17 protein-coding genes and 1 tRNA gene are annotated in these 16,326 nt (G+C 44.3%); 1 reads left to right on the top strand and 17 read right to left on the bottom strand.

Annotated elements, in window-relative coordinates; genetic code table 11:
- Nucleotides 1-49: 49 nt before the first annotated feature.
- Entirely contained in the window at nucleotides 50-769 is a 720-nt protein-coding gene (gene pheS, locus IPJ70_04075) for a phenylalanine--tRNA ligase subunit alpha (protein ID QQR82423.1), read from the bottom strand.
- Nucleotides 770-892: 123 nt separating this feature from the next.
- On the opposite strand from pheS, the gene IPJ70_04070 reads away from it, so the two are divergent.
- Nucleotides 893-1,138: a hypothetical protein gene (locus IPJ70_04070; GenBank protein QQR82422.1), complete on the top strand. Its 246-nt coding sequence runs from the start codon at nucleotides 893-895 to the stop codon at nucleotides 1,136-1,138.
- A 203-nt stretch (nucleotides 1,139-1,341) separates the two neighbouring features.
- On the opposite strand, the gene IPJ70_04065 is transcribed toward IPJ70_04070, so the two are convergent.
- The 16 genes from IPJ70_04065 to IPJ70_03990 all read right to left on the bottom strand — a co-directional run bounded on the left by IPJ70_04065 (nucleotide 1,342) and on the right by IPJ70_03990 (nucleotide 16,275).
- Nucleotides 1,342-1,417 (bottom strand) — tRNA-Thr (locus IPJ70_04065).
- A 27-nt stretch (nucleotides 1,418-1,444) separates the two neighbouring features.
- The gene (locus IPJ70_04060; protein ID QQR82421.1) at nucleotides 1,445-1,858 is read right to left on the bottom strand and encodes a hypothetical protein; all 414 of its coding nucleotides are present in this window, start codon (nucleotides 1,856-1,858) and stop codon (nucleotides 1,445-1,447) included.
- Between the two features lie 26 nt (nucleotides 1,859-1,884).
- Nucleotides 1,885-2,349, bottom strand: coding sequence for an elongation factor Ts (locus IPJ70_04055; protein QQR82420.1), 465 nt, complete (start codon nucleotides 2,347-2,349; stop codon nucleotides 1,885-1,887).
- Nucleotides 2,350-2,360: 11 nt separating this feature from the next.
- The gene (locus tag IPJ70_04050) at nucleotides 2,361-3,257 is read right to left on the bottom strand and encodes a hypothetical protein (protein QQR82419.1); all 897 of its coding nucleotides are present in this window, start codon (nucleotides 3,255-3,257) and stop codon (nucleotides 2,361-2,363) included.
- A 21-nt stretch (nucleotides 3,258-3,278) separates the two neighbouring features.
- On the bottom strand, nucleotides 3,279-4,070 hold the full coding sequence (gene rpsB, locus IPJ70_04045) for a 30S ribosomal protein S2 (GenBank protein QQR82418.1): 792 nt from the start codon (nucleotides 4,068-4,070) through the stop codon (nucleotides 3,279-3,281).
- A 66-nt stretch (nucleotides 4,071-4,136) separates the two neighbouring features.
- Nucleotides 4,137-5,102, bottom strand: a complete 966-nt coding sequence (locus tag IPJ70_04040) for a PCRF domain-containing protein (GenBank protein QQR82417.1) — start codon at nucleotides 5,100-5,102, stop codon at nucleotides 4,137-4,139.
- A gap of 157 nt (nucleotides 5,103-5,259) precedes the next feature.
- On the bottom strand, nucleotides 5,260-5,544 hold the full coding sequence (rpmE, locus tag IPJ70_04035; protein QQR82416.1) for a 50S ribosomal protein L31: 285 nt from the start codon (nucleotides 5,542-5,544) through the stop codon (nucleotides 5,260-5,262).
- 161 nt (nucleotides 5,545-5,705) lie between these two features.
- Entirely contained in the window at nucleotides 5,706-6,182 is a 477-nt protein-coding gene (locus tag IPJ70_04030) for an FKBP-type peptidyl-prolyl cis-trans isomerase (GenBank protein ID QQR82415.1), read from the bottom strand.
- A gap of 3 nt (nucleotides 6,183-6,185) precedes the next feature.
- Nucleotides 6,186-7,334, bottom strand: a complete 1,149-nt coding sequence (locus IPJ70_04025; protein ID QQR82414.1) for a hypothetical protein — start codon at nucleotides 7,332-7,334, stop codon at nucleotides 6,186-6,188.
- Nucleotides 7,331-8,296, bottom strand: coding sequence for a hydroxyacid dehydrogenase (locus IPJ70_04020; protein ID QQR82926.1), 966 nt, complete (start codon nucleotides 8,294-8,296; stop codon nucleotides 7,331-7,333). The genes IPJ70_04025 and IPJ70_04020 overlap by 4 nt, the downstream gene beginning before the upstream one ends.
- A 59-nt stretch (nucleotides 8,297-8,355) precedes the next feature.
- On the bottom strand, nucleotides 8,356-10,791 hold the full coding sequence (ppsA, locus tag IPJ70_04015; protein ID QQR82413.1) for a phosphoenolpyruvate synthase: 2,436 nt from the start codon (nucleotides 10,789-10,791) through the stop codon (nucleotides 8,356-8,358).
- Between the two features lie 8 nt (nucleotides 10,792-10,799).
- Nucleotides 10,800-12,080: a DUF4147 domain-containing protein gene (locus tag IPJ70_04010; GenBank protein QQR82412.1), complete on the bottom strand. Its 1,281-nt coding sequence runs from the start codon at nucleotides 12,078-12,080 to the stop codon at nucleotides 10,800-10,802.
- 125 nt (nucleotides 12,081-12,205) lie between these two features.
- Nucleotides 12,206-12,406: a cold shock domain-containing protein gene (locus tag IPJ70_04005; GenBank protein QQR82411.1), complete on the bottom strand. Its 201-nt coding sequence runs from the start codon at nucleotides 12,404-12,406 to the stop codon at nucleotides 12,206-12,208.
- A 161-nt stretch (nucleotides 12,407-12,567) separates the two neighbouring features.
- Nucleotides 12,568-14,028: a DEAD/DEAH box helicase gene (locus tag IPJ70_04000; protein QQR82410.1), complete on the bottom strand. Its 1,461-nt coding sequence runs from the start codon at nucleotides 14,026-14,028 to the stop codon at nucleotides 12,568-12,570.
- Between the two features lie 147 nt (nucleotides 14,029-14,175).
- Nucleotides 14,176-15,966, bottom strand: coding sequence for a translational GTPase TypA (typA, locus tag IPJ70_03995; protein QQR82409.1), 1,791 nt, complete (start codon nucleotides 15,964-15,966; stop codon nucleotides 14,176-14,178).
- Between the two features lie 123 nt (nucleotides 15,967-16,089).
- Nucleotides 16,090-16,275: a hypothetical protein gene (locus tag IPJ70_03990; protein ID QQR82408.1), complete on the bottom strand. Its 186-nt coding sequence runs from the start codon at nucleotides 16,273-16,275 to the stop codon at nucleotides 16,090-16,092.
- Nucleotides 16,276-16,326 lie beyond the last annotated feature (51 nt).

The raw sequence follows: 16,326 nt of genomic DNA, 5'->3' as shown, positions 1-16,326 counted from the left end.
TTGAATATTGGGCACGAACATACATGAGTGATTTCTAACGGGATTCATATTATTCTGTAGGAAACTGCATGGTTAGGCGTAAATCCCCGGTGTGGAACAATCGCACGTCATCAATTCCCCACTTGAGCATACAGAGACGCTCCACACCTCCACCAAAAGCAAACCCTTGGTAACGTTTCGGATCAATACCTGCATTATTGAGCACATTTGGATGCACCATACCTGCTCCCATCACTTCAATCCAACGGTCGCGAAGTTTTGGAGACACATGTTCGCCGGTAAGTCGCATATCAACTTCAACTGACGGTTCAGTAAATCCAAAGAAGCTGGGACGAAGTCGAACTTCAACACTACCACCAAAAAATTCTCTGAAAAAAGTTTCAAGTACACCTTTCAAGTGTGCGAGTGTTGTATCTTCTGAAACAACCAGCCCTTCGAGTTGATAGAACTGCGCTTCATGCGTCATGTCAGTCGCCTCGTTACGATATACCTTTCCGGGCACAATAATACGAATAGGTGGCTTGTGTGTCTCCATATAGCGTACTTGCACGGGAGATGTGTGCGTACGCATGACGCGTCCGTCTGGAAGCCAGAATGTGTCCTGCATATCACGTGCCGGGTGGTCCTTGGGAACATTGAGTGCTGTGAAGTTGTGCCACTCGTCTTCAATTTCTGGCCCTGTAGCCACAGAAAAACCCATGCCACGGAAGATACGTTCAAAATCACGAATAGCGGCAGTCAGTGGGTGGTAAAATCCTTTTTGTTCCATGATGTGCTGATTATACCTTTGATTTGACCTAAAATAAAACATCTTCGTAACAAAGATTTGCGTACTTAAAATGGTGGGTATAGTATACAAACAGAACTGACCAAACCAGAGGAGGAACACAACATGAGCGAAGCCACTTCTCGTATCAACGAATTGGAAAGCGGTGGCCATCTTTCCGCTTCAGAAGCATCGGAGGCGCGCCTAGCTGTTGAGCGTCTTGCAACAAGCTATCCCCTTGCGTCACAAGAAGAACTTCTGAAGATGGCTGATGTGAACTTTACCGGCACCATCAGTGGCCGTACGACCCACCACGGTGCCGACGGTCTCGACTACCAGAATGCTGGGAAAAACGACTTTTACTGGTTCTAGTCCTCAGTAGAAGCGCGCCACAACAGCCCGTTCGACACCAGTCGAACGGGCTTCTTTGTTGAATGACTAAATATTTTCCAATCTCTAGTCTCTAATATCTAGATTCTATTTTTTGGAGCCACCTCGGAGACGAGAGCTGGTACCTCACTAACAAAAGAGTCGACGCGCTTTTGCACCTCGACTCTCCACAAACCGTCATATTTTGGAGCCGCCTCCCAGATTCGAACTGGGGACCTTCACTTTACAAAAGTGTTGCTCTACCGACTGAGCTAAGGCGGCACATGCTCCAACGGGAAGCACGAACCACTAGTCTACAATATTTTCCTGAGAATTTCCAGCCTGTATTTTTTGTATTTTTTTCTTGTGGTCGTGAAGGTGTTTAAAATATTCAGACGAAACCTTCCCTTGTGCCACAAGCTTTTCACCGCGCGCAGCACGAATCATGTGTGCTGCAAGCACCACCACCGCCGTACGTCCCCACGTCAGAAGCTGGTGAAGCACATACACCACAAGACCTCGAACATTGCGGAGAAAAGCTACAAGAAAAACAATGACGCGGCTAACACCACGCACAAAATATGCACGTGCAGCAGGAGAATGCTTCTGCAAAAAGCGCGTAAGTGTCGTTGTGGTATCACGCCGTATCTCCCATTCCTTAAACGCAAAAAAGAGTGCGAGAAGAAAGAGCGAGCTGGCAAATATAGGTATGAGTATTGTCATAGTGAGGATGTCCTCGACATCAGACGCTACACCGTGTACTTACAGAAACGACCGAGTTGCGTTCGTTCACCGAATTTTTGAACCGCACCATCGATAAGACCCCCCAGTGTCATATCTGGATTCTTAAAGAACGGTTGCTTCAAAATCTCTTCAGCTCCTGCCTCTAAAATAGTATCGTCCGTAGCAGCAATCTGCATTGCAAAATCTTTTGCAAGTGCTTGAAATTCAGGATTTCGTGCTACGAAATCTGTTTCGCACTGCAACTCAGCAAGTGCGCCGATACTTCCATTATTGTGAATGTATGCCTGAATAGAACCGGAACCAAGTGCGCGGTCTGATTTTTTTGCTGCAATAATCGCTCCTTTTTCGCGGAGTAACTCAAGGGCTTTTTCAATATCTCCCCCTGCACCTTCAAGCGCATCCTTACATTGATTAAGTGGTAAACCTGTGCGGTCGCGTAATTGTTTTACGTCTTCAACGGTGATTGTCATATGTATATATATTACTCTAAAAATTCAAAACTTGAAATAATCTCATCTAACACTTTGTTTCGTGGGTCATTTTCTGCTTGCTGTTGCTGTTCTGGAGTATACGAGGACCTGATGATTCCAGAACCAGAAAGGCCTACTAATTCTAAGGTAATATTCAGGCGGCTTCCGTCTTTAGTATACGTGGTGAAAGAGCTGTTGTAATAATCGGTATTTGTAGAAATCCACAATCCACGTATTCCTCTAATATTCTTACTTTCCACGACTATTCCCCCAGGCATGACATCGAAATATAAACGTGGAACAATCGACCCAATAGGCCCATTTAAAATGGCATCCTTTTCCTGCTCCATTAGTTCACGTGATGCCGATTCAAGTCGACATATTTCGTCAGGGAGAAGATCCGGGCTGACAGGTTGTGCTTTTTGGCACAAAACAGGTATCTCGTCCTTTGTTCGAAACTCATCAAGACCTATGAGTGTAACCCGAATATCTTTTCTGGGAATATATATTGAATCAGATGCACCAGAGATATCTTCTAATAAGGCATTTTGTTGTTCCGTATATTCTCGTATTGCGTCCTTATTTATTTCTTGAAAGACATCGTTATCTTTTTCAGAAAATTTTGCGAATAACGCTTCACACTCTTCATTAGAGGATTTCGTATAGCACCTCTCTATGGCCGTGTAGCTTTTTTCAGACGACGCAGGCGGAAAAAGTACAAACGACGCAGGATAGCTAAAACGAAATCCATATCTCGTATCCGTATATGTTTTTATATCACCTACACGAGTCACAAAAAAATCTTTTGACGGCACTTTAAACACAAGTACACTGCATACAAGAAAAACGAGTGCACCAAAAGCACCTCCGTACACATACCAAGGGTTAGACGCAATGCGGTCTGACATATACTCAGAAAATATTAAGAATTACTTGCGAGCAGGAGCAACGCGTACTGGGCGTCGGAGCGGACGATCTTCTGCAGTGAAAGGTTTTCGTTCAGGAGTAACAACTTTTTTTGGAGCACGTTGTGTACCTGTGCTGTATGCCTTTGCGATACGACCAACAACATGGGTAATAGTTGCAATACTTGCGTCGTTACATGGAACAACATATTTGATATCTCGAATGTCACAGTCTGAGTTTGCGAGCGCAATAAGAGGAATTTTGAGCATGAGCGCTTCTGCACGAGCAATCTTTTCAAATCGTGGGTCAACAACCACAACAGCTCCTGGAAGTTGTGTGAGTGTTCGAATACCACCAAACATTTCATCGAGGCGCTTAATTTGTCGATCAATCATCAATCGCTCCTTCTTTGTGTACTTGGTGAGTGTTCCTTTTTCTCGTTCGTCGGAAAGTGTCAAAAGCTTTTCAACTCGTTTTCGAATGATATCAAAATTAGAAAGTGTTCCTCCAACCCATCGTCCTGCGACAAATGGCGCGTCAGCGGCAGATGCCACACTACGAATTGCTGACTGTGCTTCACGCTTACCACCAACAAAAAGAACTTTCTTTCCTGTTGCCGCAAGATTTTCAACAAAATCACATACTTCGTTGAGCGCTTCTGCTGTTTTTTCTAAATCAAAAATTTCAACGTTATTTTTAACGCCAAAAATGTACTTTTTTGTTGTTGGGTGTCGGCGTGACTTTGGGTACCCATAATGAGCCCCTGCTGCAAAAAGGTCTTTAACGACTGTTTGGATGTCAGTTCCTGTGGTCATAATTGTGTTGATGAAAAGAGCCCCGTAGGGCAACATGTCAAAGAATACCAGAGATGGACACTATAATCAAGCCTCTTTCTGAGGGTTATCCGAGGCTGCTGCGAGAGCCTCAATAATACGCGAAATGTCGCCAGCGAGGATCCCAGGGATATTTGACCAGCTTTCCTTGATGCGATGATCCGTAACACGATCCTGCGGAAAATTGTACGTGCGGATTTTCTCTGAACGATCCCCCGTACCGATTTGTGCCTTCGTCTCAGCTGATAAATCTTTCATGGCCTTTTCTGATTCGAGCGCCTCAAGTTTTGCCAAAAGCATTTCCATTGCCTTATCTCGATTTCTCTGTTGACTGCGTTCCGCTTGAGAACGCACCGCAAGACCTGTTGGCTTGTGCACAATACGAACAGCGGTCTCAACTTTGTTTACGTTTTGTCCACCGGCGCCACCTGCACGTGAAAATTCCATTTCAATATCTGCTGGATTTATTTCAAGTGTGTGTTTTTTACGAATCGGCAAAATCGCCACCGACGCGGTTGATGTGTGAATGCGTCCTGATTTTTCTGTTGCGGGAATACGTTGAATACGATGCACTCCCGTTTCAAAGCGAAGTTCATTGAACACCCCTTTTCCAGAGAATTCGAATGACGCATCTTTGTAGCCACCCATCGTCGCACGTGATTCATCTAGTATAGAAACGTGCCACCCTTTTCGCTCTGCATAGTGTTGATACATGAGCGCAAGCAGTTCAGCAAAAAGAGCTGCTTCTTCACCACCTGCACCAGCACGCACTTCGAGAATAATTTCATTTGGCGATTCTTCAGTTCCCTTTTCTTCTTTTTCCATTCCTGCAATTTGTTCAAGAATACCTTGTTCTGATGCGTCAATCTGCGCCAAATCATCCTTCGCCAAATCTGCCAAGGATGGGTCAACCTCAATGGTCATGAGTACATCTTTTCGTTCTTTTGCGAGACGCTCTAACTCATATGCCAAAAAGGCGGTTTTATGATTTTGTTTTAGTTTGTCGAGATCCATATGTATAACCAAGTTCAAATATCAAAGTTCAAAAAAAATTTAGACTTACTATTTTTTGGATTTTGTGCTTTGAGTTTTATGCTTCACCGGTATCATTCAGTATATCAAAACAGCTGTACCCTAAAAGGACACAACTGTCGTGAAAATATCTGCAAGGTTAGTTTTCTGTTGCAACGTCAGAAGCTGTTGTTTGTGCCTTTTTTGCACTTGCATGCTTCTTTGCCTCCTCACGTTTTGCAGCAGTTGTAGATTGACGAGTTTTGAATTTCTCCATACGTCCTGCGAGAATCTTCTTACTCTCATCACCTACGTAAAAAGGATGGCATGCCGAACACACTTCAACATCTATTTTTTCCTTTGTTGAACCAATAGTGAATGTGTTTCCGCAAGCGCACTTAACAGCCGCCTTTGGAAAATATGTTGGGTGTATATCTGCTTTCATAGCTGGTGTACTGTACCAAAAAGGGCAGAAATAATCAAGAGAGCTGGAAAATGGTATGCAGAACATGGTATGTGGTATATGGTATCTGACAAAGACGGTACATATCAAAACCGCACGGAGTGTATCCGCGCGGTTTTGTCGAATTCACTTTCTACGTAATGTTATTTAATTCCAAGAAGCTCAACGTCAAAAAGAAGTGTTGCGTTTGGAGGGATAACGCCACCTGCACCCCGAGCTCCGTACCCCAATTCTGGAGCAATCGTTAATTTTCTTTTTTCTCCAACCTTCATTCCGGCAACGCCAGCATCCCAACCTGCAATTACTTGCCCAACACCAAGTTGAAATTCAAATGGTGTACCCCGATCAACGCTTGAATCAAATTTTGTTCCATCGGTAAGTGTACCCGTGTAGTGTACCGAAACCATATCCCCCGCCTTTGCCTCTTGCCCTGTTCCCTCCTGTATAACTTCAACGGTCAATCCTTGTACTGGTGTCATAGTTCGTGTGGTACCCGCTTGCTGTGTTGTTGACGCCATCTCCTCCTGCACAACAGGAGCTTGGGCCTTTGTACCCCACAGAACGAGTGCAATAAGTGCTACTACAATAATAATTCCAACGATAATATTTTTTGTGTGCATACGTTATGTTGTTATCTCTCTTCCAATGGCACGTAGTCTATCATATTTTGCCTTTCTTTCATGCTGGACAGGTGCTCCAATTTTTATTCCATCTGCACCTACTCCATACGCAAAATCAGCAATAAAGGCATCGTCTGTTTCCCCTGAACGATGTGACGCAATAACCGTCCAACCATTTCCACGCGCATTTCGCACCGCTTCTAGCGATTCACTCACCGTACCAATTTGATTTGGTTTAATAATCACACCAGTAATACTTTTTTCCTCATGTGCCCTTTTGATACGGATGCTATTCGTTGTCGTCAAATCATCTCCAACAATAACCACCTGTGGAAATGTTTTTTGTAACTGTGCAAATAATGTAAATGACTCCTCACCGTACGGATCTTCCAAAAAACGCAACGGAAATGCCGACTGTATCTCACCAAAAAGTCGCGTTCGTTCATCGTCTGAATACGCACTTTCCGTTGCCGCTGCATCAAGTGCAAACACAACATTCCCTCCTACAGCATGAATCAACGAAAAGGGTTCAAGTGGATCACGTGTCTGGAGTGCATATCCACCCTCATCTCCTCGCGGTGTTCCTGGGTACAGTGTGTCAATTTTTTTTCCAATAGTGTCCAATATCTGTTCTGCCAATGAAAGACACGCATCTATTGAATCTTCCTGAGGAACAACAATGTATTCTTGAAAGAGTCTTGTATTTCCAGTGTGTGCTCCGCCATTAATGATATTGACAAAGGGTCGTGGAAACGGACTTGGAAATGTTTCTATATGCGCCTGCTCACGAAGATATCTCCACAATGGAATACCGATCTCTTGTGCGTGTGCACGCGCTACCGCAATCGAAATGACGAGTGTTGTATTTCCTCCAAGTTCTTTTTTTTGTTCACCCGCACGTTCACACAGCAGTGCGTCAATATCTTTTTGAGTACCACTCTCACGTCCAATGAGTTGCGGTGTTAGTGCCTGTATATGTGCAACTGCAGTGTGTGCTGACACTGAAATTGCCTCATGCGATCCAGTACTCTTTCCCTGCGGTACAGATGCACTCACTGCAACACCACTCTCAAGTGTCACTGTGCACGAAATAGTGTCCTCTCCGCGAGAATCTTGCATGACATCCGCGCGTATGTTTGAAATCCGACTCATACCTGTGTCACAACGTTATGTGGAGCTCCTTTCATAAACGCCTCGATGTTGTCAATTGTTGTTTCCAAAATACGTTCAACCGCTTCTTGTGTGTTGAACGCAATGTGTGGAGTCACGATAACGTTTGGCATATCGATAAGTACGTGATTTGCAAGAGCTGTTCGCAAATCGTGCCCTTCACCTTTTCCCGAAAGAACAAATTGCATTTCATCGCGAATCACCCCTTCTTCCTCAAGCACATCAAGACCGGCACCCCCAATTTGCCCTGTCGTTAGGCCCTTAATAAGCGCCTCTGTATCCACAACAGCCCCGCGGCTCGTATTAATGAGGACAACACCGCGTTTCATTTTTCCAATTGTTTCTTCATTTATTAGATGGTTTGTCTCTGGTGTGTGTGCAACATGCAGTGTAATAACATCACTCTGCGCCAAGAGCTCGTCGAGAGACACGTACGAAAAACCGAGTTGTGTTGCCCGTTCGAGGTTGGGAACAACATCATACGCCAACACGTTCATACCAAAGCCTTTTGCAATAGCAATACTGTGGCATCCAATACGACCTACACCAATCACGCCGAGCGTCTTGCCTTTCAAATCAAACCCTTGGAGTGCACTGAAATTAAAATCTCCCTTCTCACGAATTTGGGTGTACCCTTCATAAATTTTCTTTGAGAGCGAGAGAAGGAGTCCAAACGCGTGTTCGGCAACAGTATTTTCTCCATACGAAGGAACATTTGAAACCACCACTCCATGCTGTCCTGCCGCAACAAGATCTATGTGATCATATCCCGTTGAACGCGTCGTGAGATACTTCATGTGTGGCAATTGCTGAAATTCTGTTTCGGTAATTGGAAACGAACTAAACACAGAAACAATCTGTGCATCATCCGCGTGATGTAACGTGTCCGTTGAAATGTGCTCAGGAAGATACACCGCATCAACACCAAGCGCGCGCTCAGTCATTCGTCGTGTAAGGTACGCTTCATGCTCAGCCGAGCATCCAAAAAATACTGCTTTCATATTTAGACTTTTCTAGAGAGCGACTGCTCTGTCTTGTAAATTGCATCTATTGTCTTAATAACCACATCGGGATTGAGTGACATACTTTGGATTCCTTCTTGCACAAGGAATCGTGCAAATTCAGGAATATCCGAAGGACCTTGCCCACAAATACCAATGTATTTTCCGCGACGCTTACATGCGGTAATAGCTTTTGAAATAAGCTCTTTTACTGCGTCGTTATTTTCATTGCCAATGTACGAAAGCGCCCCTGCATCTCTATCAAGTCCGAGTGTTAATTGCGTCAAATCATTTGACCCAATCGACATACCGTCAAACATATCCAAGAATTTTTCTGCCAAAATAACATTCGATGGGATTTCACACATCATGTACACAGGAACTGCTTTTTCTGAACGTCGGTGTCCTTGTAATTGTGCAAATTCAGATGCAAGTCCTTCGTGTGCCATGATCATCAGTGTCTGTTCACCTTCTTTGAGTGTTCGACAAAACGGCACCATGGGAATGACGTTATCAAATCCCATGTCGTCTCGCACACGTTTTATTGCCTTACACTCCAACGCAAACGCTGGTGCAAAACGAGCATCAGAATACCGAGATGCGCCTCGCCACCCAATCATTGGGTTCTCTTCTTGTGGTTCATACGCCTCACCGCCAAGAAGTGTGCGGTACTCATTTGTTTTGAAATCAGAAAATCGCACAATCACTGGACGTGGATAAAACGCAGCAGCAATAGTAGCAATACCGTACGAGAGTCGATCAACATAAAACGCAACCTTATCATCCCACCCCCGTGTTTTTACATCAATTTGTTTTCGTAACGCTGGCGAAAGTTTTTTGTACTCCAACAGTGCGGATGGATGCACTCCAACAGACGCAATAATAAATTCCTCGCGCGCAAGACCAACACCTGATACTGGTAAAAACGATGCCTCAAATGCGTGTTCTGGAGACGCAACGTTTACCATAACGCTCGTCTTTGGTTTAGGAAGATGTGCGATGTTGTGTTGCACTGTAGAAAACTGCAATGTGCCCTTAAAGACAACACCTTTTGTTCCTGTGGTATCAACGGTAATATCCATTCCTGTTTTTATTTTTCGCGTCGCGTTTTCTGAACCAACGATTGCAGGAATACCCAACTCACGAGACACAATTGCCGCATGCGATGTTCGCCCTCCTTTATCGGTCACGATTGCTGATGCAATTTTCATAATCGGCTCCCAATCAGGATCCGTCATATCAGTTACAAGTATTTCACCTTTTTTAAATGTGTGTGCTTGCTTCGGTGAAAGGATAACGCGTGCTTTTCCTGTTGCAATTTTACTTCCAACAGACATCCCCTCACACAAGACAGGACCATTTCCGTGGCGTGTGTACTCAACAATAACGGCCCTGTCACGAAGCGCTTGAACCGTTTCTGGTCGTGCCTGCACAATATATAACTTTCCATCGCGTCCATCTTTTGCCCACTCAATATCCATTGGAGTCCATGCTCCAGCGCGTGCTGTGTAGTGTTTCTCAATTTCAATACCCCACTGCGCCAACGTGCGAATTTCTGTTTCAGAAAGCACCCACGTATCTCGCTCACGTTCTTTCGTCGCAATAACTTTTGTTTGCTTTACCCCCTTCCCCATTTTTCCATATATCATCTTTGAAAGTTTTGAACCGAGTGTTTTGTTGATGATGGGAAGTTTTCCCCTTGCTCGCGCTTCCTTGTACACCACGTACTCATCAGGAGTCACCTTTCCTTGCACAACCATTTCTCCAAGTCCCCACGCAGCATTAATCACCACCGCATTCTTAAAACCCGTTTCCGTATCAATGGTGAACATCACGCCCGATGCGCCAACATCAGAACGAACCATTTTTTGAATACCTACAGAAAGTGCAATTGTTGATTGATCAAATCCTTTATCAACGCGGTATGAAATTGCACGATCGGTAAAGAGTGACGCCATTGCCGACTGCACTGCTAGCACCACACGGTCAACACCCACAATACCAAGGTATGTTTCGTGCTCTCCAGCAAACGACGCACCAGGAAGATCTTCAGCGGTTGCACTTGAGCGCACGGCGACACTCACTCCTTTTCCATACTTCTTTTCCATATTTGCGTACGCAGTTGCAATGTCCGCCCGTAATTCTTTTGGCATCTGTGCTTTTACAATCGCCTTACGAATAGTTTCTCCGCGCTTCGCGAGATCTTTAATATTGTGAGTATCAAGTCCTTTAAGAACCGAAACAACAAACGCATCCATGCCCGTTTCCTTCATAAAAAATCGATACGCTTCGGCTGTCGTTACAAAACCAGACGGCACCATGATTCCCTTGCTCCCCAATTCTTTGAGCATTTCTCCCAAAGACGCGTTTTTACCACCTACACGCGATACATCCGCAAGAGTAACTTCGTCGAGCAATAAAATAAATGGTGAATTCATACAAAATATCATTTTAACGCAATAATAAGATCCGACACATTAGAACCAGTAGCACCTGTCACAATATGACTGGCACTTTTTTCAAAAAAGAGAAAGGAACTGTGTGATGCAAGGCACTCTTCAACTGAAAGACCTTTTTCTTGCGCGGCGTGCATCGTTATCGTATCACACACTGCACCTGCAACATCTGTATTATCACGTCCATCAGACGCACATGCAATAAGCACCTCACCATCAGCAATCGTACGCAATCCCGCAAGAGCAACTTCCTGATTACGTCCACCAATTCCGTGAGGACCTTCTGAAGTAACGGTTGTTTCTCCGCCGAATAACAAGACCGTCTTTTCTGGAGCAGAATGTATGCGCTCAACAATGTCGTGTGCGACACTGCGTGCTTCTCCGGTGAGCGTTGAGGTCACAATCTCCGCCGTATACCCACGAACAATTGATTCTTTTTTCATTGCCTCGAGCGCAATACTGTTCGAAACAATGATGGTATTTGTCACCTTTTCAAATAACTCTGTTCCTTTTGGTGTTTCGATAAGGTACGGTCCAATCGCCTCAAGACCATACGATACAAGAAGTGCTTGCGCATCTGAAATCGTTGTTGTATCACAAACGGTTGGCCCCGAAGCGATATATGAAATGTCATCTCCTGGAACATCAGAAAAAATAAGTGAGGCAACTGTTGCTGGATATGCGCATTGTGCCAACCCACCACCACGCGCGCGTGAAAGATGTTTTCGGATGGTGTTCATGTCTTGGATGGGCGCACCTGCATTCATCAATGCTGCAATTGCTCGAGATTCTTCATCAACAGACAGACCATTGAGTGGTTGCGATGCCAGTGTTGAACCTCCGCCGGAAATACTCATAATAACAAGATCGCGTTCTGTGGATGAATCCAAAAAATCAAGAATGCATTTAGTCGCATCCACATTCATTTGTGTTGGAAGTGGATGTGTACCCGTCAAAAAAGTAACAGTGCCTGTTTTTGAAACACCCTGGACGACATCAAGTGCAATTCCGTCAGTGAGTACGTCACCAAGAAGTTCTTCGAGCGCATACACCGCTTCAACAGAACACTTGCCAACGGCGACAACGCGTACACGATCGTATGCAGAAAGTGTATATACTGTGTCTGCGATACGCAGTGTTTTTCCATCACACTCCACAGATTTTTGAATTGCAACACGAGTATCAACCGCCACAAGTCCTGCGTGTATAATTGAAAGCGCATCAGTTCGCTTGGTAGAAATAGCTAGCTCCTTAAAATTCTTTATTTTCATAGCAAAAAAACCTACTAGGTATACCCCTAGTGTACCAAGTGAGACACGAAAAGACCACGAACTCATATGTGTGTCATAACGAAAAATCACCCCACCAGAGGCGGGGTGATTTTTCTTCACGACGCTTACGCGCGTGATACGTTTGTTGCTGCTGGTCCTTTTTCACCATCTACAACTTCGAAAGAGACAACATCGCCTACTTTCAATTCTTCAAACGTAACACCATTCAACTCCTTTGAGTGGAAGAAAAGATCCTTTGCTTCGCCTTCGCGAGAAATGAATCCAAATCCACGGTCTGTAAGAGTCTTGATTGTTCCTGTTGACATACTGATTTGTATTTTAAGATTACTCAATAGCGAGAAACTCGACTTTATTTTCTGCAACTCGCACGATACTAGTATACTACACGTGCAAACTCTTTGCAACATGTAATCAAACTCGTCAATATACCCTTATTTCAAGCCCTTCTTCCGGCGTTTGCACTTTTTTATTCGATAAAGGTGAGCGCCTTCCCTGTTTTACTTCCCCGGCCCGTTCGTCCAATGCGGTGAATGTAATCGTCGTACGTTTGTGGTAAATCGTAGTTAATCACGTGTGTAATGTCGGCGATATCAAGTCCACGTGCAGCAACGTCAGTCGCAACAAGTACTTGTACATGATTTTCTTTGAATGAGCGGAGTGCTCGTTGACGTCGTGCGTGATTTTTATCACCATGAATTGATTCCGCCTTGAATCCGCGTTCAATGAGTTTTTGTGACAACTTTTCAACACCGTGTTTTGTGCGACCAAAAATAAGTACCTTACTGAACCCTTCTTTATTAAGAAGGTCGTGAAGGATGTCCAACTTGTCTGCACCTGGAGCAACGCGGACAATATCTTGATCAACACTGCGTGCTGTTTCTTGTGTTTTTACTGAAATAGATACAGGTTCCACAAGAAAATCTTTGATGAGTTTTTGAATGTCCGCAGAGAGTGTTGCTGAGAAAAAGAGCGTATGACGTGGTGGGGGCATTTTCCCCATGATGAATTTCATGTCATTGATGAAACCCATATCAAGCATGCGATCTGCTTCGTCGAGTACTACAGTCGCAAAATTCGCAGGATTAATATTTTTACGCGCAATGAGATCCTTCAAACGACCCGGAGTACCAATAACAATATTGTACTGACGTCGTAAATCAGAAATTTGTTTGCCAATGCTCATTCCACCAACACAACAGACTGAAAACAAACGCATTCCTCGCGCAAATCCTTTGAATTCTTCATCAATTTGAAGTGCAAGTTCTCGCGTTGGTACCATAACAAGAATCTTTTCGGTTGGTCGTGTACTTATTTTTTCAATAAGAGGAATGAGGAACGCTGCAGTCTTCCCTGTTCCAGTATTTGCGATACCCACAACGTCCACTCCTGTGAGAATGTGCGGAATAATTTTATCTTGAATAGGTGTTGGAAATTCGTACCCTTTTGCAGTAATAGCATTTTTTAGTGCATCAGAAATTTTGAAATCAGCGAAGCGGTGTTCAGGAACAAAGTGTTCCACTTTTTCAGTAATAACCGCCTTGTTGATGAATCGGTTGAAATCAATTCGTTCACCTCGCCCGCGTCCTCTTACCTGTGGACCGCGACGAAACCCTCCACGCTGTGGGGGTCGCCCATACGACACATGTGATGGTGTACGATCTCCGGTATGTGCCGCATATCCTTGTGGACGTGGACCATGTGCATGAGATGCAAACGGACGATCACCACGTGGACGTGGTTCTTGTGAGTGAGCTCCCGACGTTACGCCATGTGGACGTGGCGCGTAATTATGAGGACGTGGTCCTGACGAACGCACCGAAGAAGCTCCACCTGATCGTGAAGTATTTCCGCCTTTTTTAAATCCTGCAGGACGCGCGAAGCGACGACCGCTTGGACGCAAAGAATTGCTTGAGTTTTTTTGAAACATAAAGATTGCGATGACCAGTGTCTCGCCAGTTCTTTATGAGGTCTGTAATAAAAATAGTGACACCTCGCGTGTCGGACAATGCCGTACACAAAACTAATGAGAATAGTTACCTAGAACAACTATATACTATATACGAGCACTTGTCAATTATCGACGGGCTTTTGCTCGATCAAGCTCAGAAAGATACTGTTTGCGAATACGAACATTCTTTGGCGTAATTTCAAGATACTCATCTTCGTTTATGATTTCCAAACCACGCTCGATACTCACCTCAAGGGCTGGAAACAGTACAATTGCTTCATCAGAACCCGATGCACGCATGTTGGTAAGCTGTTTTCCTTTTGTTGGATTCACTGGCATCTCCTCACCCTTTGAGGTATTCCCTACCACCATGCCTTCGTACACCTCAACTCCCGGACCAATGTAGAGCACGCCACGATCTTGCAAACCCCAGAGTGAGAACGCGACTGATTTTCCAGAAACCATGGAGATCATTGAACCAACCGCCTTTCGTTTTATTTCGCCAGCGTATGGTTTAAAGCCAAGAACATGCGAAGCAAGAATCCCTTCTCCCTTTGTATCAATAACAAATTGGTTTCGATAACCCAACAGTCCACGCGTTGGTCCTTCAAAAATAAGTCGTGCCGTCGTACCGCCGTGTTCCTGATGAATTCCTTTAAGAATAAAACCTCGGTTACTTAATCGTTCAATAACGTTTCCTTGGAACTCAGCCGGCACATCAATAACCACTTCTTCAAACGGTTCTGTCTTTACACCATCTTCTTCACGAATAATAACGTGTGGTTGAGATACTTGTACTTCATATCCTGCACGGCGCATGTTTTCAAGAAGAATGGCAATGTGTAGCTCACCACGACCATACACCTTGAAACTATCATTTTCAGAAAAATCTATTTTCAAACCAACGTTCACTTCAATTTCTCGTTCCAAATATTCACGTATCTGTCGTGACGTTACGTACTGACCATCACGCCCTGCAAACGGTGAATTGTTCACCAAAAATTGCAATACAATAGTCGGTTCATCCACGGCAATTGCTGGAAGTGGTTCTGAATTTGTATCTGACGTAATGGTCTCTCCAATGTCGATATCGGGAAGACCTGCAATAATGACAATGTCACCAGCACTAGCACTTTTTGCTTCAACTCGAGCAAGACCTTCAAATGTAAAAATTGCAGTGACCTTCCCCGAACGTGTTGTGCCATCTGGTTTTTTTACAAACACAGGTGTTCCTGGAATAATTTCTCCATCATAGATGCGCGCAACTGCCATACGGCCAAGAAAATTGTCGTACGCAAGGTTAAATGACTGCAGACGAAGAGGTTTCTCTCTTTTTTCTTGTGACGATGCAGGAGACACGTGTTCAAGAATCACATCAAGAAGTGGCATAAGGTCTTGTGAATCATCCGCAAGCTGTTTTTTTGCAATACCTGTTCGTCCAATCGCATACACAACAGGAAAATTGAGTTGCTCTTCCGTTGCACCAAGTTCAATAAACAGCTCCAACACTTCATCGTGACATCGAGCAGGGTCTGCCGCTGGTTTATCAATTTTGTTGATAACCACAATCGGCTTAAGTCCGAGCTCAAGAGATTTTTTTAGTACAAAACGCGTTTGTGGCATCGGTCCTTCCTGTGCGTCAACAACAAGGAGCACACAATCAATTGATCGCAACACACGCTCAACTTCAGAACCAAAGTCGGCGTGTCCAGGAGTATCTACAATGTTCACCTTTGTACCTTTGAACATAAGCGACGCATTTTTTGCATAAATAGTAATACCACGCTCTTGCTCAAGCGTATTTGAGTCCATGGAGACACCTTCTTTTGTAGCGCCTGTCTGACGCATGAGTGCGTCGGTCAAGGTCGTTTTTCCGTGGTCCACGTGTGCAATGATGGCAATGTTTCTGATTTCCATATAACTATAAGATTTTTAGCGGGATAAAAAAATCCCGCCCGGCGGGTACACGAATACTATACACTTGTTACTTTACTATGTCAAAACAAAAACAACCCCGATATCGGGGTTGTTTTTGTTTTATTATTTGAGCTTCTCTGCATCATCTTTGGAAAGAAACTTAAACATGTTTCCTCCACACTGTGCGCACTTTCCTTTAGCTGAGTAGCGATTGTTTTTTTCTGACACAACCGGGTCATTCATGACCTGCATTGTTGGTTTGTTGTTTGCGTCTCTACATTTCATGCAGAGTGCTTTGAGTTCTACCATGTATTTATTATTAGTGACTAATACACCCCAATAGTACCACAAAACCATCAA

The organism is Candidatus Campbellbacteria bacterium, from assembly GCA_016699465.1.
In the GTDB taxonomy this organism is placed as follows: Bacteria; Patescibacteriota; Minisyncoccia; order Phycocordibacterales; family EsbW-18; genus EsbW-18.
This window is presented reverse-complemented; position numbering and strand designations above follow the sequence as displayed.

Excerpts from the sequence above, each read along its gene's own strand:
- rpmE (QQR82416.1), bottom strand. The coding sequence starts at position 5,544 with ATGAAAGCAGATATACACCCAACATATTTTCCAAAGGCGGCTGTTAAG.
- IPJ70_04060 (QQR82421.1), bottom strand. The coding sequence starts at position 1,858 with ATGACAATACTCATACCTATATTTGCCAGCTCGCTCTTTCTTCTCGCA.
- IPJ70_04040 (QQR82417.1), bottom strand. The coding sequence starts at position 5,102 with ATGGATCTCGACAAACTAAAACAAAATCATAAAACCGCCTTTTTGGCA.
- IPJ70_03990 (QQR82408.1), bottom strand. The coding sequence starts at position 16,275 with ATGGTAGAACTCAAAGCACTCTGCATGAAATGTAGAGACGCAAACAAC.
- IPJ70_04030 (QQR82415.1), bottom strand. The coding sequence starts at position 6,182 with ATGCACACAAAAAATATTATCGTTGGAATTATTATTGTAGTAGCACTT.
- IPJ70_04070 (QQR82422.1), top strand. The coding sequence starts at position 893 with ATGAGCGAAGCCACTTCTCGTATCAACGAATTGGAAAGCGGTGGCCAT.
- rpsB (QQR82418.1), bottom strand. The coding sequence starts at position 4,070 with ATGACCACAGGAACTGACATCCAAACAGTCGTTAAAGACCTTTTTGCA.
- IPJ70_04025 (QQR82414.1), bottom strand. The coding sequence starts at position 7,334 with ATGAGTCGGATTTCAAACATACGCGCGGATGTCATGCAAGATTCTCGC.
- IPJ70_04055 (QQR82420.1), bottom strand. The coding sequence starts at position 2,349 with ATGACAATCACCGTTGAAGACGTAAAACAATTACGCGACCGCACAGGT.
- typA (QQR82409.1), bottom strand. The coding sequence starts at position 15,966 with ATGGAAATCAGAAACATTGCCATCATTGCACACGTGGACCACGGAAAA.
- IPJ70_04010 (QQR82412.1), bottom strand. The coding sequence starts at position 12,080 with ATGAAAATAAAGAATTTTAAGGAGCTAGCTATTTCTACCAAGCGAACT.
- IPJ70_04020 (QQR82926.1), bottom strand. The coding sequence starts at position 8,296 with ATGACTGAGCGCGCGCTTGGTGTTGATGCGGTGTATCTTCCTGAGCAC.
- IPJ70_04050 (QQR82419.1), bottom strand. The coding sequence starts at position 3,257 with ATGTCAGACCGCATTGCGTCTAACCCTTGGTATGTGTACGGAGGTGCT.
- IPJ70_04000 (QQR82410.1), bottom strand. The coding sequence starts at position 14,028 with ATGTTTCAAAAAAACTCAAGCAATTCTTTGCGTCCAAGCGGTCGTCGC.
- IPJ70_04005 (QQR82411.1), bottom strand. The coding sequence starts at position 12,406 with ATGTCAACAGGAACAATCAAGACTCTTACAGACCGTGGATTTGGATTC.
- pheS (QQR82423.1), bottom strand. The coding sequence starts at position 769 with ATGGAACAAAAAGGATTTTACCACCCACTGACTGCCGCTATTCGTGAT.
- ppsA (QQR82413.1), bottom strand. The coding sequence starts at position 10,791 with ATGAATTCACCATTTATTTTATTGCTCGACGAAGTTACTCTTGCGGAT.